The organism is Lentzea albida, assembly GCF_900111005.1.
In the GTDB taxonomy this organism is placed as follows: Bacteria; Actinomycetota; Actinomycetes; order Mycobacteriales; family Pseudonocardiaceae; genus Lentzea; species Lentzea albida.
The window spans coordinates 506476-526543 of record NZ_FOFV01000002.1 but is presented as its reverse complement, the minus strand read 5'-3'; the positions used below and the strand labels follow the sequence as shown (position 1 = coordinate 526543).

Here is a 20068-nt window from a genome sequence, read left to right as displayed (position 1 = left end):
CCGGGGTGAGACCGCTCCCATCGTGTGGAGGCGGTCCACACCCGGTCAAGTGGCTGATAGTTATCAGTCCTCTTGCGGACAGGCTTTTCACATGACGACGATCTCGATCTCCTTGCCGAGCTTCGCGCCACCGAGCAGGTCCAGGTCGTCACCGCTCCAGAAGCGGCCCGGGTCGTACCAGTTGGGCCGGCGCTTCGGCAGCAGCCCCATCTCCTCGTACGTGACGGCCACGATCTCCGCGCAGAACGCGCTCTCGATCGTCGCGTCGGACCTGCCGCCCACCGGAACCCGGCCGCGGATCCACCGCGAGGCGAGCTTGGCCGTCGAGGGGAACGGAGTGCCGTCGAGCCGCGCCACCGTGCGCAGCGCCGCGTCCTCCATCTCGCGCGTCACCTCGAAGTCGAGCTGCCGCAACCACGCCCGCTGCCCGTACTTGTCGTGCCACGTCACCACGGCGTCGCGCAGGTCGTGCAACTGCGCACCGCGCTGGTGCGTGCCGCTCCACATGTCCTTGAGGGACTTGCCGAGCTCGGCGTGCCACATCAGCGGCGGCAGGTCGTCGATGACGATCGCCATGCCGACGTGGTTGACGGGACTGTTCGTCATGGCCTGGATCGCCCGGTCGGCGGGGCTGCGCCCGCGGAACACCCACACGTCACCGGTGCGGGTCATCTCGACGGCTTGGTCCAGGGAGGTCGGCATGGCCCCGTACCCTATGCGCATGAAGCTCTGGAAGCTGCTCGGCATCGCCGCTTTCGCGGGTGTCGCGGCGAGCGGCGTGGTCGCCGCCCGCAACCAGCGCCGCCGCGCGGCCTACACGCCGGACGAGATCAGGGAGCGGTTGCACGCACGGCTGGCCGAGGCCTCGCGCCCGGAATGAGCAGGTAGGCCGCGCGTGGCTACGGCCTGAGGAGCGGGACCGCCGAGGCCTCAGTCCTCCGCGTCGCGGACCGCTGCAGATCTGGTAGGCGAGACCGGTGACCACACGCACGCCCTGGCAGCCCGACGCCTACCTCGCCCTCGCTCGTCGTGCCTGCTTCGTCTGCGAACCAGCGGTGGTGCACCGCGCCGGCCGTGCACTCACCGACCTGGTTCCCGCTGAACGCCTCTACGTCCTGTCCCTCGGCAGCCGGCAAGCCAACCGGCACGTCCACTGGCACCTCGCGCCCTACCGCCTGGTGTGCCGGACGACCAGCTGCAGACCGCCGTCTTCGATCCGGCACGAGGCCACCTCGACATCCCCCGCGCCCGGCACGCGGGACCGCCGAGGCCTCAGTCCTCCGCGTCGCGGACCACGAGCGCGATCTGCACCCGGTTCTCCACCGCCAGCTTGGCGAACAGGCTGCCGGTGTGCGCCTTCACCGTCGCGACGCTGATGTGCAGCCGTTCGGCGATCTCCGGGTTGCTCAGCCCGTCCGCGATGGCACGCGCGGTGTCGAGCTCGCGTTCGGTCAATGTGGACAGTTTCGCCCGCGCGGCGTCACGGCTCCCGCGGCGCGAGGCGGAGGACCGCGGCCCGGTGGCGGCGGCGATCACCCGTGCCGTGGCGGCAGGGGACAGCACCGGGTCGCCCTCGGCGACCGTGCGCACCGCGTCCACGATGCGCGCGGGTGGGGTGTCCTTGAAGACGAAGCCGAGTGCTCCGGCTTCCAGGGCGCCGAGCACCAGGTCGTCGGAGTCGAAGGTGGTCAGCATCAGCACCTTGGGCGGTGACGGGCGCGCGAGCAGTTCCCTGGTGGCGCTGATGCCGTCGCGGCCGGGCATGCGCACGTCCATCAGCACCACGTCCGGGCGTTGCTGGTCGACCGCGGCGAGCGCGGACTCGCCGTCGGCGGCCTCCGCGACCACGGTCAGGTCCGGCTCACCGTCGAGGAGCAGCCGCAGTGCCATCCGCACCAGCTGGTCGTCGTCGACGACGACCACCCGCGTCGGTTCGCGCTCGTCCACTCAACCTCTTCCCGTCCGGTGCGGCCAGGGTAGCCGCGCGGCGAGCAGGTAGCCGCCGCCGGGCGCCGGGTGGTGGTCCAGCGTTCCTCCGGCGAGGGTGACGCGTTCGGTGAGTCCCGGCAGCCCGAATCCGGAGGACGGCGGCCGGGGCCCGGTCTCGGTGGCGGGTGAGTTGCGGACGCTCACGCGCAGTTCGTCGCCGGCCGTTCCCTCCAGGGTGACCCGCACCTCGGCGCCGGGGGAGTGTTTGGCGGCGTTGGTCAGTCCTTCTTGGACGACGCGGTAGCCGGTTCGCCCGATGAGCTCGGGTGGTTCGCCGGTCACGTCGTTCACCAGCGTGACCTCGAGCCCGGAGGCGCGGGAGTCGGCGATCAGGCCGGGCAGGCGGTCGAGCGAGGGCTGGGGTGGTTCCGGGCGCTCCGGATCGCCGTGGAGCACACCGAGCACGTCGCGCAGTTCCTGCAGTGCGAGCTGGGAGCCGTCGGCGATCCCGCGGACCAGCAGGCGGGTGTCCTCGGCCGTCAGGTCGGCGCGGTGGTCCAGCACGCCGGCCTGCATGGCCACCAGGGAGATCCGGTGTGCCAGCACGTCGTGCATCTCCCGGGCGATCCGGTTCCGCTCCTGGGCGCGGGCCTGCGCGGCTCGCGCGTGCTGTTCCCGTTCCGCGCTTTCGGCTCGTTCCAGCAGGGAACGCGCTTCGGCCCGCCCGGCCCCGACGGCCACGCCGATGGCCACCGCGGTCCCCGCGCACAGCAGGGGAAAGGTGAGCTCGAGCCACATCGAGACCGGTGCGACGTCGATCGGGTAGATGCGCCCGAGCACCTGCGAGGCGGTCATGAAGGCGAGTACGACCACACCGATCTCGACCGGGCGGCGCCGGGTCGAGAGCGAGCACAGGGCGAGCAGCGCCGCGCCGGCGGCCAGCGTCGACGCGCTGGAAGCGACCGTGACCACCAGGGCCACCGCGAGCGGGAAGCGTTGCCGCCACAGCAGCAGGACCAGACAGGCGAGCGCGACCAGCGGATCACCGGTGACCAGCCAGGAACACGTGTCCGCGGCGCACCCCGGCGGTACGAGCACCGCGGTGGCGAACCAGAAGGGGACTCCCAGCAGCGCGGCCACCACCAGCCGCCACGCGTGCCCCCACCACCTCGCAGGATCCGTTCTCACCCGGTCATTGTCGCGAAGGGCCGGGGGCGTCGCAGGAGCCCCAGGTCCAGTCCACTCCCCGACCTGGGTCGTACCGGCGCACTCGACCTGGGGCCACTGCGGTCGAGCCGCGGGACCGATGTGGTCGCGGTGCGGAGTGGACAGAGTGGGTTCCAGCCGGGCACGTACCCGCACGCTTCGACTGGAGGACAACACGATGCGCAGGACCTTGCCGGTCGCCCTCGTCGTGACCGCCCTGCTGACCACCGCCGTTCCCGCCGGCTCCGCGGCGGCGCGGACCCTGGCGTGGGGACCCTGCCCCGAGGGGGTCGCCGCACCGCGGCTCGAGTGCTCGACCCTCGAAGTGCCGCTCGACCACCGCGATCCCGGCGGCGAGCGGATCGAGATCGCGATCTCCCGGCTGGCCGCCGAGAACCCGGCCCAGCGACGCGGTGTGCTGCTGACGAACCCCGGCGGCCCCGGCGGTGGAGGACTCGGGTATCCCGCTCTGCTCGCCGGTTCCGGCCTGCCCCGAGAGGTGCTGGACTCCTACGACGTCATCGGGTTCGACCCGCGCGGCGTCGGACGCAGCACACCGGTGACCTGCGAACTGACCCCGCAGCAGCAGGCACGAGGTGCTTTCGCGTCCTACGCGCACACCTCGGCCGACGTCGTCCGCGAAGCCGGCTACGCGCGTTCCATCGCCGAGCAGTGCGCCACCTCGCCGACGGCGAAGATGCTGCCGCACACCACCACCGCGAACACCGCCCGCGACATGGACCTGATCCGGAAGGCCCTGGGGGAGAGAAAGATCTCCTTCCTGGGCGCCTCCTACGGCACCTACCTCGGCGCCGTGTACGCGACGATGTTCCCCGACCGCGGCGATCGGATCGTGCTCGACAGCAACCTGGGGCCTGGCGGGTACGACGTCACGGCCATGCGCAGGTTCGCCCAGGGGCTCGAGGACCGGTTCCCGGACTTCGCCGCCTACGCCGCGGCGCACCCCGAGCACGGCCTGGGCACGACCCCGGACCAGGTGACCGCCAAGTACTTCGACCTGGCGAAGCGGCTCGACGCCCAGCCGGTCCAGGGCGTGGACGGTCTGACCTTCCGCGGGATCACCTTCGAGTACCTCTACAGCGACGCCGCCCTGCCCGCGCTGGCCAAGACCTGGCGGGCGATCGACACGAACCAGCCCGTGCCCCTGCTTCCGGCGATTGACCGCGACAACTCCATGTCGGCCCGCCTGCACGTGATCTGCGGTGACTCGCGGTGGCCGGACTCGGTCCGCGACTACCAGCGCGCGGTCGCCGCCGACCGGGTGAAGTACCCGATGCTCGGCGCGGTCACGGCCAACATCGGCCCGTGCGCGTTCTGGCCGGACCGGCGCACCGAGCCGCCGGTGCGCATCGGGGACCGCGGTCCGTCGAACGTGCTGCTGCTGCAGAACGAACGCGACCCGGGCACGCCGTTGTCCGGTGCCCAGGACCTGCGGCGGGCGCTCGGGAAGCGGGCCACCCTGGTGACCGCCGACGCGGGCGGCCACGGCCTCTACCCGTGGGGCGGCAACCAGTGCGCCGAGGACGCGGCGACGAAGTTCCTGACCACCGGGCAACGCCCGGCCCAGGACCTCGCCTGCGCCGCGGAACCGGGCCGGTGACCGTCGTGTTCGAGGAGATGCGCAAACGCCGGGCCGCCCGGCGCGTCAAACCCGGCGACGGGCACCCGCTGCCGCGGTTCCGCTGGTGGCAGCTGTTCGGCCGCTCGCTGTTCTACCTCGACCTGACCGACGCCGTCTACGCGGTCGACGTCCGGCACAACCGCATCGACGCCGAGGGGTACACCAACGCCGACCTGTACGTCGACGGCAGGCACCACGCCCGGTCCCGGCTCCCGGCCGCGTTCCCCGTCCCGGGCGGCAAGATCGAGGTGAAGGTGAGCGCTTTCGGGCTCAAGCGGTGCCACTACGTCACCGCCGGAGGGACCGAGCGGCGGCTCCGGCCGGACCGGTTCTCGGCAGAGGGCCGCAGGGAGCACCTGGACCGCGTCCACCCGGCGCTCAGCCGCGGGATCAGCGTCGTCTCGACGACCGTGCTCCTCGTGTCACTGGCGTTCCTGGTCATGCAACTGCTCGAGAAGCTGACCCAGCCCGCACCGATCGCGGCGCAGATCGGCACCTTCGTGTCACCGGTCGACCTGCCGGTGTGGCTCAACATCGCCTTGGGCGTGGCGGCCGCGCTGGCGAGCACGGAACGGGCGTGGAGGCTGCGCTTCAACTGGCTGCTCGACGGCGGGGCTGGGTAGTTCGACTCGTATTACACCGTCCAGCCGGTACAATAAATGCGTGACCCCTGGTGAGGCCCTCGCGGCGACGAAGACGTCCACGCCGTATCGGCGCAGGTGGGCGGCGTTGGTGGTGCTGGTCGGCTCGATGCTGCTGCTGGCCGTCGACGGCACGGTGCTCTACCTGGCCGTGCCGTCGCTGACCGCGGACCTGGCCCCGAGCTCGACGCAGGTCCTGTGGATCGGCGACGTCTACGCGCTGGCGCTGGCGGGCCTGCTGGTGACCACGGGCACGCTCGCCGACCGGCTCGGGCGCAAGCGCGTGCTGCTGGCGGGCACCGCGGCGTTCGGCGCGGCGTCGGCGCTGGCGGCGTTCGCACCGAACGCGGAGATGCTGATCGCGGCACGGCTGCTGCTCGGTGTGGCCGGGGCGACGATCATGCCGTCCACGCTGTCGATCATCCGCACCATGTTCCCCGACCAGCGTGAACGCACCAGGGCGATCGCGATCTGGTCGGCGGCCTCGGCCGGGGGGATGGCGCTGGGGCCGCTGGTCGGCGGGCTGCTGCTGGAGCACTTCTGGTGGGGCTCGGTGTTCCTGATCAACGTGCCGGTGGTGCTGGTGTTCCTGGTGGCGGGCGCGGTCCTGCTGCCGGAGTCGCGCAACCCGCGACCCGGCCGGTTCGACCTGCTGTCCGCCGCGATGTCGATGGCGGCCGTCGTGCCGCTGGTCTACGCGGTCAAGCACGCCATCGGTGTCGGCGTGGACCTCCAGTCGGTGCTCGCCGCGGTGGTGGGGGTGACGGCGGGTGTGCTGTTCGTCCGCCGTCAGCGCCGGCTGGAGACGCCGCTGATCGACGTGGAGCTGTTCACCAACAAGGCGTTCAGCGGGGCGGTGCTGGCCAACTTCGTCGCGATCTTCGCGTTGATGGGCGTGTTGTTCTTCTTCTCGCAGTACCTGCAGCTCGTGCGCGGCCTGCGCCCGCTGGCCGCCGGACTGGTCGAGCTGCCCACGACCGTCGCGTCCGTCCTGGCCGTCGCCGTGATCGGGCTGCTCGTGGCACGCCTGGGCACCGGTCGCGCCGTGGCGGTGGGGTTGTTGCTCGGCGCGCTGGGCCTGGTGCTCGTCGCCGTCGCCGAGAACGCCGATCACGTCCTGTGGCTGGCGGCGGCCCTGCTTCCGCTGGGGCTGGGCATCGGCGTGGCGATGACGCTCACCACCGACGCCGTGGTCTCCGCGGTGCCGTCCGAACGCGCCGGTGCCGCCTCGGCCATCTCGGAGACGGCCTTCGAGTTCGGCGGGGCGCTCGGCATCGCGCTGCTCGGCTCGACGGTGACCCTGGTCTACCGGGCGTCGCTGGACCTGCCCGCCGACCTGCCCGGTCCCGCTCGCGCCGCCGTGCAGGACTCGCTGGCGACCGCGGTCAACACCGCCGGCCCCGGTGTCGTCGAGGCGGCGCGGGAGGCGTTCACGACCGCCATGCAGGTCACGTCCGTCGCCGCCGCCGCGATCACCGTGATCGCCGCCCTCATCGCCTGGTACACCATCCCCTCCGGTAGGAAGAACGGCACCACCACGACCCCGACCGAGGAGTAGTCCATGCCGCGTGTAGCCGGGCGCACCCCCGAGGACACCCGCCGCGCGCTGCTGGACGCCGCGGGCGCGTGCATCCGCGCCCGCGGCACCTCCGCCACGCTCGACCACATCGCCAGGGACGCGGGCGTGTCCAAGGGCGGCCTCCTGCACCACTTCGCCACCAAGGACGACCTGGTGCGGGCCCTCGCCCAGGACCTGTTCGACCGGTTCCGCGCCGACGTCATCGCCGCCGTGGACCCCGACGACACCGCGCCGGGGCGTCTCACCCGCGCCTACATCCGGGTGAGCGCCGCGTTCTCCCGCGACCCCGGCATGTTCCGCGACCTCGTCCCCCTGCTCAGCCACCTGGTGACCATCCCGGAGATCATCGACCTCGCCCGCGAGGACACCCTGCGCTGGCACGACGACCTCGCCGCCGACGGCCTCCCGCCCCACGTCACCGCGCTGATCACGGCCGCGGCCGACGGCATCAGCGCCGTGCCCACCTGGCACCACCACCCGGACCGGCAGCCGCTCACCGACCTGGAAGCCCTCCTGGTCGGCCTCACCGCCCCCGGCCCCGCCTGGGACCACCTCGCCCCGCGGTAGCCGCTCGTCCGGGGTTGTCCACCGATCGTTGTCAATCCGTGCGACCCCGACACCGGACAACGAAGTCTGCGTACCTTCGGAAGCGATGGCACTCCGGGGGGAAGCACATGCCGATCGTGATGTCCGAACCCGCGCCCGAAGGACGCGGCCTGACGATTCTCTTCGAGCTGGAAGACCTGGCGCGCACGCGATTCGCGGCGGCTCCGCTGCCGATGTACGAGCTGGTCTTCACCGTGCACGGCGGCAAGTGGGACCGGCTGCTGCTGCCGCGGATCCGCCCGCTCGCCGAACTGGTCAGGCCCGGCCGCTTCATCCCCGACTTCTTCAATTCCGCGCGGCCCGACTTCGAGGACGCCGTCCGCCAGGTGCTCGAGGTGCCGTCCGCGCGGGTGCGCGACCAGATCGCGAGCATGCTCGGCACGACGTCGCCGTGGCTGCGGTCGTTCGCGGCCGGCACCCCGTCCTCCCGAGCTGATCTGCGCGCGGCGTTGCACGACGGCTTCCGCGACCTGCTCGGCCCGAACTGGTCGCCGACGCGCCAGGCGTTCGACGCGGAGGTGCGGCTGCGGTCGTCCCAGGCGGCGACGCGCGGCCTGGGCGACCTGCTCGGCAGGCTGCACCCGTCGATCTCGTGGACCTCACCAGCCCTGCACGTCGAACTGGGCTGGGACACCGAGGTCTCGTTGCGCGGCACCGGAATGCTCCTCGTGCCGGTGCTCAACGGCCTGACCCGTCCCGCCGTGTCGATGTTCGCCGAACCGCAGCCGCTGCTCTTCTACCCGGTCACCACGCCCCAGCCCGGCGGCGCCAGCCTCGAACTGGCCCTCGGCCGCACCAGGACGCTGGTGCTGCGCGCCCTCACGTCCGAACGCACCACCACCGAACTCGCCAAGCACGTGGGCATCAGCCTGCCCACTGCGTCACAACACGCGACCGCCCTGCGCACAGCGGGCTTCGTCTCGACCCACCGCAACGGCAGGTCGGTCCGCCACCGCCTGACCCGGCGCGGCTGGGAACTGCTCAACTAGGGAGGCCCGCATGACCGCACTGCCGCGGTACCGCACCGACCCGAGCCCCTCCGCGCTGGCCGCCCGCCTGCGCGCCCTGCACACCGCCGGCGTCCCCGTCGCCTGCCACGTCTACGCCGGACTGTCCGCCCCTTCCGCCTCGTCGGCGTTGCACGCCCGCATCACCCACGCGATGGCGGCGGCGTTCGTGACAGGTGCCGACGTCCCGCGCTTCGAGCCACCACCCTCCGCCCACCTGCGCCTGCTCACCGCCGCGAGCCGGGGCCGCCTCGACGTCGGCGGCCCCGACATGACGACGTTCCCCGTCGACCTCGCCTCCGAACTCTGGTGGCGGGTCCACGAACGCGCCCTGGGCGCCGCCGACCGCCGAGCCGCCTGCGACCTGTTGCTGCGCCTGGGATATCCCCACCGCGCGGCCGCCGCGATCGGCCTGACCGTGATCGACCCGCGCAAGCACGTGCTCTCCCCGGACCTCGCCCTCGAACAACTCGCCGTCCTCCGCTGCCACCTCCCGTCCTCCGCCGTGGAGGCGATGGCGTTGCGCGGCGCGAGGTCCGGGTTGCCGGCTTCCACACGCCGCGACCTGGCGCTGTTCGTGGTCTTCCGCTCCGCTGCGCGCGGTGTCGACTCGACCTCCCTGCAGGCCGCCGCCGCACTGGCCGTGAAGGCCTCTTCGGAGTTGCCGCAGAACGGCTTCGCCGGGTTGTTGCACCGGGCGCGCCTGCACCGGGCGATCGCGGCGGTTCCGTTCGTGCGCCGCGACATCACCGAGACGCACCGCCTTTTGGGACGTGCGCTGGAATCGCTGAACGCGATCACGCCTGCCACGGAGATGGACCGGCTCGCCTGGGCCGACGAAGCCTATGCGCTGCACTGCTTCCTCGTGCGGACGCACCTGGCCGTGGGACTCGGGCAGCGCGCTTTGGGGTACGTCGCCGAGTTGGTCGAGCTCAGTCCTGGCGATGACAGGACGTGGGCGTTGCAGGGTGACGTGCTGGCCTCGTGCGGGTCGTTGGAGGAGGCGGTGGAGGCTTACGGGCGGGGTGTCGCGCTCGGTGGGTGGGGTGCGGCGCGGGCGGCCTATTTGCGGGGGTTCGTGTTGGAGCGGCTCGGGCGGGTGGGGGAGGCCGCGGAGGACTACGTGCTGTCGCAGCGGATCGACCCGACCTCGTCGGTGGTGGCGGGGAGGGGCGATCCCGCTCCGGTGGTGCAGGGGCAGGTGCAGCCGATGGCGGTGCAGTCGCCCGCGGGGCAGCCGAGCCCGGTGCAGCCGGGGCCAGGGCAGCCGAGGACGGGGCAGCCGAGGCTGGCGGCGCGGGGGCGGGCGCCGCAGCCTCTGGCACGCTGACGCTCCTGCGGCCTGCGCCAGCCTGTCCGCGCCAGCCTGTCCGCGCCAGGCTGTCCGCGCCAGGCTGCTCGCACCGGGCCTCCCGCGCCGGGCCTCCCGCGCCGGGATGCCCAAACCAGGCCTCCCGCACCAGGCCTTCCGCGCCAGGCTGCCCGCGCCGGGCCTCCCGCACCAGGCAGCCCTGCGGCGCGTCGGCCGTGCTTCCCCCCGCACCTCAGCACACTCCCACGCCCTGCACGCGCACGCACCCGCCCCCAGCACGTCCTCAGCGCGCGTCGGCCGTCACCAGCAGCCTCAGGTGCGCGGCCAGCCACGTCGCCGCCCCCGGGCCGTCGGCGAACGCCGTCACCTGAGCCGCCGCCGTGCGCAGGCCCGCGGTGTGCAGGTGCGTGCCGACCTCCCGCACACGGGCCAGCAGGCTGTCCGTCAGGTGGTCCAGCCCCCGGTGGGCGGCCTCGGCCAGCACCGTGAGCGCGCTGTCCACCGTCGCGCTCAGCGGGTCGGACTGCGTCGTGCCCGGCATCAGCGGTTGGGGTGTCGTGTCCGTCGCCATGTCCGGCACGACGACGCCCGCCGCGGTGTGGACCGCCAGCGGGTCGACGACCAACGTGCCCCGGTGGCGGCGGATGCTGCCGGTGATCGTCGTCGTATTCGCCCGCAGTGCCACTGTCAGCGCGTCCAGGGACTGCGGGGCGACGGCTCTGTGAGTGGCCTCCAGCAGGCACGTTGTGCCGTTGGGGGCGTGGAGGGTGGCGGTGAGGCGTTGTGCGGCCGGGTCGTAGGCGAGGTCGGTCACCTCGGCCACCCGGAGTGCGCGGACCAGTTCTGCCTCCACCCTCGCGCGGACCTGGCGTGGGGGCAGGCCGGCCAGGTGGGCGGCGGCCGCGTCGTAGTCGGTGACGACCAGGGCCTGTGGCAGGTGGTCCCAGGCCGTGCCCACCGGGGTGAGCGAGGTCTTGGCGACCCTGCTCGTCTTCAGGGTGACGGCCCGGCTCGCGCTGCGGGTCGCCGATTCGGAGACGACGTTCGACGCCGCCAAGCGGTGGCCGGTGCGCACGGGGGTGTCTCGCTGCACCAGGACCACGTCGCCCGAGGCGAAGTAGACGTCCACCGCGTTCTCCGCGCGCAGGCGGGCGCCCAGGGCGGTGAGCCTGACCCGCTTCAGGGGTGTCTCGGCGGGCTCGTCTGGGCCGAGGACCTCCGCACGCGGGCCCGTGGCCGTGGTGCGGGCGTGCAGTTCGGTGAGGAGGGCTGCGAACCGCTCCGCCTCGTAGTCCGCGCTGCGGCCGCGGTACGCGGAGAGTTGCGCGAGCAGGTCGGTGATCACGGCGGCGGGCCAGTGCAGGCGTTGCGCGGTCAGGTCGCGGTGCAGGCGCTGCCAGGCGACGTCGAGCACCTCGCTCGCGTTCGTGGCGCCGTCGAGCAGGAGCTGGTCGAGCAGGTCGGTGACGGCGGTCAGATCCGTTGCCGTGGTGGGAGAACCGCCGACGTCGACCGTGTCGGTGCCCTGGGCGTCGGCCTCGCGGAACGCCCACACGGCGAGCGCCGTCGCCTCGTCCTTGTTGACCGCGTCGGTGTGGACGTAGGACAGGTCGCCGGGCACGAGGAACGTGACCGTGCAGGTCGGCAGTTCCGCCTGCGCCGTCTGGTCCTGCGCGGTCGGGCGGCGGAGCTTCGCGCGGTAGCCGGCCTGGAACGCCCTGCGGGCGCGGCGCAGCGTGCGTTCCCCCATCAACGCCACCAGGTCGTCGTCCGTGACGGTGCCCGGCGACCACAGCTCGGCGGGGGCGCTCGTCTCCTGGGTGCGCTGGTAGGCCAGCACCACGGCGATGCGGTGCCGGCACACGCCCGTCGCGCCACAGCTGCACCGCGCCGCCTCGAGCGCCGTGCCCGGTGGCAGCGTCGTCGTGGTGCCGTCCGGGAACTTGCCCTGGACGGCACCGGCCGGATCGGTGTCGAGCGCCGGGACGACGCCCGCGTCGAGCTCCTTGACGGCACGTTTCACCAGACCGCGGTTGGCGAGCGCCGCGAGCGCGTCCGGGGTGAGTGCCAGCAGGTCGGGTCTGGTCACCTGAGTTTCTCCGCAACGAATTCCGCGAGCTGGCCCGGGGTCATGGCGCCGACGTGGGCGCCGACGTTCGCGAGGCGCTGGCCCAGAGCCCTGTCGTAGTCCGGGTTCGCCTCGTCGTCGAGCGCCGCGAGGCACAGCACGTGGGTGCCCTGCTCGCACAGGCCCTTGACCGTGCGGACCAGGCGCTCCTCGCTGCCGCCCTCGTAGAAGTCGCTGATGATCGCCACGATCGACCGGCGCGGGCTGTCCACGAGCTCCGCGCCGTACGCCACGGCCCTGGCGATGTCCGTGCCGCCGCCGAGCTGCACCTTCATCAGCAGCTCGACAGGGTCCGTCACGTCCGAGGTCAGGTCGACCACGTTGGTGTCGAACGCGACGAGGTGCGTCCGCAACCCCGGCAGGCCCCACAGGCAGGCCGCCGTGACGGCCGAGTGGATCACCGAGCTGGTCATCGACCCCGACTGGTCCACGAGCAGGACGACCTGCCACTGCTCCAGATGCCGCTTGGAGCGGGAGACGAACTTCGGGTGCTCGATCGCGAGCTTGCGCTCCTCGGGTTGGTAGCGCTGGAGGTTCGCCCTGATCGTGGAGCGGAAGTCGAAGTTGCGGGAGTTCTTGTGGATGCTCGGCCGCCGCGACTTCGTGCCGCTGAACGCCGTGCGCACCTCCGTCTTCAGCTTCTCCATCAACTGCCTCACGACCGCCTCGACGATCTTGCGCGCCATCGCGAGCACGGCCGGGTTCATCAGGTGCTTGGTTCGCAGCACCGCGCGCAGCAGTGCCGGATTCGGCTCGATCCGTTGCAGCACATCCGGATCGGTGACGATGTCGGTGATCTCGTAGCGCTCGACGGCGTCGCGTTCCAGCCGTTCGATCGTCTCCCTCGGGAAGAGGGTGTGGACCTCGTCCAGCCAGTCGACGGTCTGCAGCACCGAGTCCTCGTTGCCGCCGCTCTTGCGCACGCCGCGTTCGGCCAGCTCCGGATCACGTCCGTAGAGCCACTCCAGCGCCGCGTCCCTGCGAGCCGCGTCGCTCTGCAGGCCTCCGGTGCAGCGCGACGCCGGTTCACCGAGGATGAGCCGCCAGCGTTCCAGGTCCGTCATGCCAGGCCGCCCTTCACCAGCAACGCGTCCACGCGCTTCTCGATCGCCATCGCCTCCGCCACGGACACCGGGTCGGCGGTGAGCCGGGTGATGTTCTTCGCCGCGCCGCCCTCGACACCGCGGTGGGCGAGCACGGTGGCCGCGATCGTCTCCCTCTCCCTGGGCGGGAAGTAGCTGAACGCGAGCCGCAACGCGGGCAGCGCCACCAGGAACTCGTCGGAGTCCATCGCGCTGACCAGCTCGTCCAGCACGCCCACGAGGTCCGGGCTCGCCAGCACCTCCTCCCGCGCCACCGCGAACAACCCGGCGAGCCAGTCGCCGAGCGCCTCGATGGTGCGGACCTTGCGCACGTCCGGCTGAGAACCCAGTGCCCAGGCGAGACCGAGCGCCGCGCCGCGCAGGTCCGGTGGCGCCTGCACGTCGTTGCTCACCCGTGTCGCCACGCCCGTGACGTCCACGACGTCCAATGACAGCGCGGACTTCGCGTGCAGCACGGCGTCCCTGGTCGCCGCCATCGCCTTGAGCCGGTTCGGATCGGCCGGAGCCGGGCCGCCGTGCAGGCCCTCGACGAGCCACAGCACCCGCGCCGTGCCCGCGTCGATCACCGAGCCGAGCAGCGGGTCCTTCCTGGTGCCGAACACCCTGTCGTGCCGCCACAGGCCGAGCACGCCGCTCAGGACGGTGCCCAGCGCCGCCAGGTCGCCCGTCGCCTGCACGCCCTCGTTGAGCGACTTCTTGACCCTGCCGGACAACGCCGAGATCCCGCACAGGACCGCGTCGAACAGGATCCCGCCCAGTTCGTCGAGCTGGGCGTGCCGGGACCGGCGTTCCAGGGCCACCCCGGCCGCTTCCTCCAGCGTGGCGCCGTTCTCGGCGGCCTCGATCAACGCCGCGAGCCGCTCCTCGACCGGCCGCAGCGTCCACTGCTCGTCCAGGCGCGGCTGGGCCCCCTCGGACGGGCCGCTCGTGCGCTCGAAGCCGGGGATCCGCAGCACCCGCAGGCGGTGCAGGACCCTGCTGCGCTCCAACGCCCGCGGGTCGGTGAGGTCGAGCGAGACCTTGCCCTCCTGGTCGAGGCCGTGCGTCCGCAACAGCTCCAGCACGGCGTTGACCAGCGGCGGTGCCGGAGTGCCGGGGTGCAGCCTGCCGACCTTGCCGCCCCGCAACGCCCCGAGCATCTCGACCAGGGCCGGGTGCGCGCCGGGCTGCAGCGTGCCACGCCGCGTCCACGGCGGCGGCTGCGTCAGGTCCTCGGAGATCAACGCGCTGGTCAGCCCGTCGAGCACGTCCGTGCGCGCCGGGTTCTCGTGACCGCGCAACCGGGCCAGCGCCCCGGCCTGGGTGTGCGCGGCGATGAGGTCGGCCGTCGACACCGGCTGCTGCCGCCTGCGCAGCCGCGTGGCCACCGACTCGACCAGCCAGTCGGCCGCGCGCTGCGGGCCGTTCTCCCAGACCTGCTGGTAGTAGCCGGGTGACGGCATGCCCGACTGGTAGCCGGTGAACGCGTCCAGCCGCGCGTGCGAGTACGGCACGAGGTAGCTCGCGCCTCGTTCGCGTTCCGGCACCTCCGGCCACTCCGTGCCGCCGTCGAGCTTCCCCTTGAGCGCGGCGGTGTGGAAGCCACCGGTGATCACCACGACGGGCCTCTCACCCGCGTCGGCCACCGCGGCCCGCACCCAGCGCGCCATGTACTCCTCGCGCGCCGAGTCGCCCTCGTCCGCGGTCGCCGTGCCGCGCAGCAGGTCGAAGTACTCGGCCATGCCCACCGGGTCGGTCTCGCACTCGAAGAGGTGGTCCCACAGCACGTCGACGTTGTCGACCGAGAACTCCTTGCACAGCCGGTCGACCACCTCGGTGTAGCGCAGCTCCGCGTCCGCGTACCGGTTGCTCACGTCCCGGAACGCCTCGTGCCACGCGGGCAGGTCGATGAACCTGACCTCGGCACCGACGCGCCGCGCCTCGGTGATCGCCACCCACTCCGGCGAGTAGTCGCAGAACGGCGACCACGACGCGTGCTGGTCGGAGTAGCTGAACAGCGCGATGGGCAGCTCGTGCCCGAGCAGCAGCTCGTCGATGCGCTCGTTGAAGTCGGCGGGACCCTCGACGAGCACGTACGCGGGCTGCTGCTCCTCGATCGTGGCGGCGACCAGCCGGGCACAGGCGGGGCTGTGGTGGCGGACGCCGACGAACACCGCCCCCATCAGCCGGGAAGCAGGTGACGGGCGCGGTGCAGCTCCTGCCACTGCTTGCCCTTGCGCCGCGACGCGTGCTGCTCCAGGTACCGCCGCAGCCGTGCCAGGTCCTCCGCGTTGTCCTTCGCCGCCGTGCCCGCCAGGCACTCCACGACGTCCGCGGCCGAACCGACCTCACCGCGCAGGAACCAGCCCCGCAGCCCGACGGCGTGCGCGACCGACACCGCCTCCGCCGTGCTCATCACCGTGGTGAGCCTGTCGGTGCCCTCGCGCAGGTCGCGGAACGTGCGCACGAGCACCTCCAGCACGTCCCGCCGCGGCGCGAGCTCGACACCCGACTTCTCCAGCAGCTTCGCGGCCTCCTGCTCGACCAGCGCGAGCTCGGTGTCGAAGTCCGCGATGGGGAAGACCGTCTCGAAGTTGAAGCGGCGCTTGAGCGCGGCGCTCATCTCGTTGACGCCCCTGTCCCGCGTGTTCGCCGTGGCGATCACGTTGAAGCCGTCCTGCGCGAACACCATGCCGTCCGGGCCGTGCAGCTCACCGATCGCCATCACGCGGTCCGACAGCATCGACAGCATGCAGTCCTGGACCTCCAGCGGGCAGCGGGTGATCTCCTCGAACCGCACGACCTTGCCCTCGGCCATGCCGCGCAGCATCGGCGCGGGCACGAGCGAGCGCGGCGACGGACCCTCCGCGACCAGCAGCGCGTAGTTCCACGAGTACTTGATCTGGTCCTCGGTCGTGGCCGCGCCGCCCTGGATCGTCAGCGTCGACTCGCCGCACACCGCCGCCGCGATCAGCTCGGACAGCAGCGACTTCGCCGTGCCGGGCTCCCCGACGAGCATCAGGCCTCGGCTCGTCGCGAGCGTCACCAGCGCCCTGTCGACGAGGGACGGGTCGCCCACGAACTTCTTGGTGATGCCCGTCTTTTCGTCGCCCACCACGAACTTCCGCGCGGCGGCGAGGCTCAGCGCCCAGCCCGGCGGTTTGGGCGCCGTGTCGGTGTCGCGCAGGCGGGCGAGCTCGTCGGCGAAGCGGACCTCGGCGGGAGGGCGCTGCATCGTCTGGGTGCTGGTCATGACCGGAGGGACTCCAGTTCGGTGAAGAGCTCGGAGAGCGTGATCGGGTCGATGGGGTGACTGTCGGGCGCGTCCTTCGGAGCGGACCACGTGCCGTGACCGTTGGGGGAGAACCACATGTCGCTGAAACCGACTTCGGGGAAGACGTCTATCGCACCCACCGCGATGCCGGGTTCGAGCGAGGCGACGAGCGCGCCGCCACCGGGGAACGGCCGGGTGATCCAGCACTCGACGCCCGCGTCCTGCGGGGCGCCGCGCACCCAGCCCTTCTTGGTCAGGCCGAGGATCTTGCCGATGGGGTACGGGGTGGCGCAGAACTTCTTGAGCTGGGGCAGCAGGTCCTCGCCGGACTCCAGCAGGTGGTACGGGCGGCCGGTCTGCGGGAACGGCTGGAGGATCTCGTAGTCGGCGAAGATCTCGCCCCACGCCGACGCCTCGGCCTTCAGGTCGACCGCGTGCGCCACGCGCACGACCGCGTTCTCCGGCAGCGTGAACTCGTCGTCGTCCACGTTCGCCAGCGTGCGGTCCTCGGCCAGGCGGAAGGACGTGCCCTCGTCGGTGATCCACACCAGCCGGCGGACCAGGTGCCACAGCAGCGGGTGGTCGACGAGCACCGTCAGGAACTCCTCGGCGCTCCACGTGCGCTGGTCGACCATGGCGCGTTCGAGCCGCTGGATCTGGTCGGCCGCGATGGTGCGGACGTCTTTCTTCAGCGCGGTGAACCGCTTGTGCTCCAACGGTGCCTTGTCCTGGTCGTCCTTCGCGCCGGGCTTCGGGAGGTCCTTGCGGCGCTTGCCGTCCGGGTCGAGCACGAACGGCTTGAGCTGCTCGTCGAAGCCCACGGTGAACTGCCGCTGGCCGTAGTCGATGACCAGCGTCGCGGCGTCGTCCAGTCCGAGGCGCGGGACCAGCCGGTCCGACAGCTGGTCGCGGGAGAGGCCGAGTTCCGCCGCGATCTGGGCGACCTTCTCCTGGGCCCTGGTCTTGAGCCCCTTGAACGGCACCTTCTCCGCGATGCTGTTGAGGTGGGACAGCGCGACCTCGCTGCCGATCTCGGCGAGGACGTCGAGCCCGCTGACCGCCCGCGCGTGCTGGCTCTCGCCCGGCCACCTGCGGATCAGCGGGGACAGCGCGCGCACCGTCGAGTCGTCGCCGAACCAGCCGAGCGCGCTCAGCGCCCAGCTCTCCTTCGACGGCGAGCCCGCCTGCTCCCACGCCTGGAACACCGCCCAGGCGAACGCCGCCAGCGAATCGCGGTCGAGGGCCTCGCGCACGATCGGCAGGCCCGCGTAGAGCTCACCGGGCTTGGACAGCGCCGCCGTCATCAGCAGGTTGCCCGCGGCCTCGGCCGGCAGCGCGTGCCTGCGGTCGGCCAGCGACACCTGCGGCAACAGCCGCGTGTCGGCCCACTCGCCGATCACCGGCAGCTTCGCGGGCAGCACGTCGACCGGGTCGACCGACAGCACCACGTCGATCGCGGCCCCGGCACCGCACTCCGCGGCGACGGCCGCCACGTCGACACCGAGGTTGTTGTGCAGATACCGCAACGCCGTCTCGGCGTTGCGCCGGGGGATGCCCGCCTTGCCCGACGCCGCGGGGACGAGCAGGCGCGCGGCCTGCTCGCGGTGCCGGCCCATCCAGTCGAGGGCCCAGCGCCGCGCCTGCTTGGTGCGGGAGAACCAGTCGGCCATCTGCGTGGCCACCTCGGGCGTGGCGAACGGCAGCAGCACCATCCCCGTCCCCGCCGGTGACGACTGGACGTGCCGCGCGAGCGCCGGTGCGGCGTCGAGGCCGAAGCGGGCCGCCAGGTTCTTGCCCCACTCCTCGACGCCGTAGCTGTAGTTGGGCTTCCAGTCCGCCAGCAGGTGCCGCACCTCGTCGTCGGGCGCGAGCAGGAACAGGTCGTTGTCGTAGTAGCCGATCGTGCCGGCGAGGTAGTCCCCGAGGAGCTTGCGCCAGTCGTGGTGGTCTTGCCGCCACTCCGCGCCACACCCGAGCCACTCTTCGCGCTCACCCGGATGCCAGGCCATCGTCGGCTCCGGCGACGGGAGGTCCGCCAGCACCACGGGCTTCACCGGCTTCTTGCGGTGCAGCCACGGCGGCGCGACCAGCAACGCGGGCAGCTGGTCCGCGCCCGCCTCCGGCAGCACGGCCGGACCGGACTCGGAGATGAGCTCGGCGACGTCGTCCGGGACCGCCAGCTCGGGGTGCGACAGCAGGTGCGCCTGGAGCAGCTTGAGCGCCTCGGCACTGGACGCCGCCCGGTGCGCCAGCAGCCGCGCGGCCCGCTTCGGGAACGCCGCCATCGCCGACAACACGGCCGGCCGCACGTACTTCGCGTCGAGGCGGTCCAGCGTGATCGTGAACGCCTCGTCGGTCGGCAACGCGGCGAGCACCTTCAACGCCCGCTTGCGCCCCTCCGCGCTCTGGTAGTAGGCGTCGCCGTCGAGTTCCGCCGCGAGCAACGGCGCGACGCCCGGCCCCAGCACGTACACGGCCGTGTACATCAGGAACGCGTAGTTCGTGAGCGACAGATCCGCCTTCTCGAAGTCCTCCTTCGTGCGGGCAATGCTCGGCAGCATCCACCACCGGCTCGGCGTGTACTGCTGCTGACAGAGCGAGGCGAACCAATCGGCCCGCTCCGGCAGCAGGTACGCGCGCAGCTCCTTCTCGGTCTTCGACCCTGCGAGCTCTTCCAGCGCGGCCTCGGCCTGGGCGCGCTCCTCGGCGGCCGCGGTGGCGATCGCGTACCGGACGGCCGTGAGCATCTGGCCCAGCGGTTCGGTGTGCGACGTCTGGAAGCCGCCGCGCTCGTACTGCAGGCAGACGTTGGTCCACCTGCCGCGCTTGTCGTTCCACTGCTCGGAGAACGTGACGCCCATGAGCTCGACCACGGCCGTCGTGGCGAACGCGAGGCCGTGGTCCGCGATCCAGGCGTGCACGGCAGGTACACCCGGCTTGGTGATGGCCGCGAGCGCCGCCGCGCCCAGGGTGTTCGGCTTGCCGGCCAGGTGCTCGCGGGCCGCGTCGACCAGGTCCTCGTGCGAGCCCTTGACCGAGAGGGCGCGTTCGATGGTTTCGGCCTGGTCGGTGATGAGGTGGCGTGCCTGGTCGGCCTTGGCGGGTTCGAGGGTGAACTCGGGGGCCGGGCTGAAGCCGCGCTGGCGGACGACGTCGCGCAGCCACGCCTTGGGCATGACCCAGGTGTCCTCGTCGAGGACGGGGGCCGGGGTCGCGGGGGTGGTGGCTGCGGGGGCGGTCGTGCCGGGGGCGGTGGCGGGGCGGGTGCCCACGGGTGGTGCCGCCGAGGGCTGCTGCGCGATGGTGGAAGGCTCGTTGGTGGCTGGTGCCGCCGTGTGCTGTGGCGCGGTGCTGGTGGCTGACGTCGCTGAGGGCTGGGCCGCGCTGGTGGCCGACGCCGCTAAAGGCTGCGCCGCGCCCTCCGGTCTGTAGCCCTTCTTCTCCTTCTCCGCCACGAGCTTCGCGACGTGCGCGTCGGCTGCCTCGGCGGAGGCCAGCTCCTTGGTCTGGGTCTGGCCGGCGGTGCCCAGCCGTCCGAACCGGACGGTCACCGAGGCGCCGTCCTGCCCGATCTCCCAGAACTTCGCGGAGCCGTCCGCGACGAGTTCCCACCTGCGCACTGCTTTACCTCCTGGGGCCACACAAGGGAGTTGATGTCCACG

Annotated in this window: 15 protein-coding genes; 7 read left to right on the top strand and 8 right to left on the bottom strand. The window is 72.2% G+C overall.

The genetic code is table 11. The annotated features are described in order from the left end of the window. Window positions 1-87 precede the first annotated feature (87 nt). Window positions 88-702: a hypothetical protein gene (locus tag BMY74_RS07865; protein ID WP_089911857.1), complete on the bottom strand. Its 615-nt coding sequence runs from the start codon at window positions 700-702 to the stop codon at window positions 88-90. 19 nt (window positions 703-721) lie between these two features. On the opposite strand from BMY74_RS07865, the gene BMY74_RS44095 reads away from it, so the two are divergent. Beyond that, window positions 722-880, top strand: coding sequence for a hypothetical protein (locus BMY74_RS44095; protein ID WP_177229625.1), 159 nt, complete (start codon window positions 722-724; stop codon window positions 878-880). A gap of 392 nt (window positions 881-1272) precedes the next feature. Here BMY74_RS44095 and BMY74_RS07860 read toward each other — a convergent pair whose 3' ends face one another. Together BMY74_RS07860 and BMY74_RS07855 are read right to left on the bottom strand one after the other, a co-directional pair. Next, window positions 1273-1947: a response regulator transcription factor gene (locus tag BMY74_RS07860; protein WP_089911854.1), complete on the bottom strand. Its 675-nt coding sequence runs from the start codon at window positions 1945-1947 to the stop codon at window positions 1273-1275. Further along, entirely contained in the window at window positions 1948-3117 is a 1170-nt protein-coding gene (locus tag BMY74_RS07855) for a sensor histidine kinase (protein WP_218159551.1), read from the bottom strand. It abuts the gene before it with no gap. Window positions 3118-3313: 196 nt separating this feature from the next. Here BMY74_RS07855 and BMY74_RS07850 point away from each other — a divergent pair, with 196 nt between their 5' ends. From BMY74_RS07850 to BMY74_RS07825, 6 genes are all read left to right on the top strand, one after another. Continuing rightward, window positions 3314-4756, top strand: a complete 1443-nt coding sequence (locus BMY74_RS07850) for an alpha/beta hydrolase (RefSeq protein ID WP_089911852.1) — start codon at window positions 3314-3316, stop codon at window positions 4754-4756. Beyond that, entirely contained in the window at window positions 4753-5400 is a 648-nt protein-coding gene (locus BMY74_RS07845) for a hypothetical protein (RefSeq protein ID WP_342716637.1), read from the top strand. The genes BMY74_RS07850 and BMY74_RS07845 overlap by 4 nt, the downstream gene beginning before the upstream one ends. 127 nt (window positions 5401-5527) lie before the next feature. Beyond that, on the top strand, window positions 5528-6976 hold the full coding sequence (locus BMY74_RS07840; protein WP_089912628.1) for an MFS transporter: 1449 nt from the start codon (window positions 5528-5530) through the stop codon (window positions 6974-6976). Between the two features lie 3 nt (window positions 6977-6979). Further along, window positions 6980-7564, top strand: a complete 585-nt coding sequence (locus tag BMY74_RS07835; RefSeq protein ID WP_089911849.1) for a TetR/AcrR family transcriptional regulator — start codon at window positions 6980-6982, stop codon at window positions 7562-7564. 107 nt (window positions 7565-7671) lie between these two features. Beyond that, the gene (locus BMY74_RS07830) at window positions 7672-8592 is read left to right on the top strand and encodes an ArsR/SmtB family transcription factor (RefSeq protein ID WP_089911847.1); all 921 of its coding nucleotides are present in this window, start codon (window positions 7672-7674) and stop codon (window positions 8590-8592) included. A 10-nt stretch (window positions 8593-8602) separates the two neighbouring features. Then, window positions 8603-9940, top strand: coding sequence for a hypothetical protein (locus BMY74_RS07825; protein ID WP_089911844.1), 1338 nt, complete (start codon window positions 8603-8605; stop codon window positions 9938-9940). Window positions 9941-10205: 265 nt separating this feature from the next. Here BMY74_RS07825 and BMY74_RS07820 read toward each other — a convergent pair whose 3' ends face one another. The 5 genes from BMY74_RS07820 to BMY74_RS07800 are packed head-to-tail and all read right to left on the bottom strand — an operon-like array spanning window position 10206 to window position 20026. After that, entirely contained in the window at window positions 10206-12011 is a 1806-nt protein-coding gene (locus tag BMY74_RS07820; protein ID WP_089911841.1) for a hypothetical protein, read from the bottom strand. Next, a complete protein-coding gene (locus tag BMY74_RS07815; protein WP_089911838.1) occupies window positions 12008-13114 on the bottom strand; it encodes a VWA domain-containing protein in 1107 nt (368 codons plus the stop codon). The genes BMY74_RS07820 and BMY74_RS07815 overlap by 4 nt, the downstream gene beginning before the upstream one ends. Beyond that, on the bottom strand, window positions 13111-15357 hold the full coding sequence (locus tag BMY74_RS07810; protein ID WP_245785966.1) for a DUF5682 family protein: 2247 nt from the start codon (window positions 15355-15357) through the stop codon (window positions 13111-13113). Before BMY74_RS07810 ends, BMY74_RS07815 begins: the two co-directional genes overlap by 4 nt. Then, window positions 15315-16385 carry an ATP-binding protein gene (locus BMY74_RS07805; RefSeq protein WP_218159550.1) on the bottom strand — a complete coding sequence of 357 codons (1071 nt, stop codon included), beginning with the start codon at window positions 16383-16385 and terminating at the stop codon, window positions 15315-15317. The genes BMY74_RS07810 and BMY74_RS07805 overlap by 43 nt, the downstream gene beginning before the upstream one ends. Further along, window positions 16382-20026: a DUF4132 domain-containing protein gene (locus tag BMY74_RS07800; RefSeq protein WP_177229624.1), complete on the bottom strand. Its 3645-nt coding sequence runs from the start codon at window positions 20024-20026 to the stop codon at window positions 16382-16384. The genes BMY74_RS07805 and BMY74_RS07800 overlap by 4 nt, the downstream gene beginning before the upstream one ends. Window positions 20027-20068 lie beyond the last annotated feature (42 nt).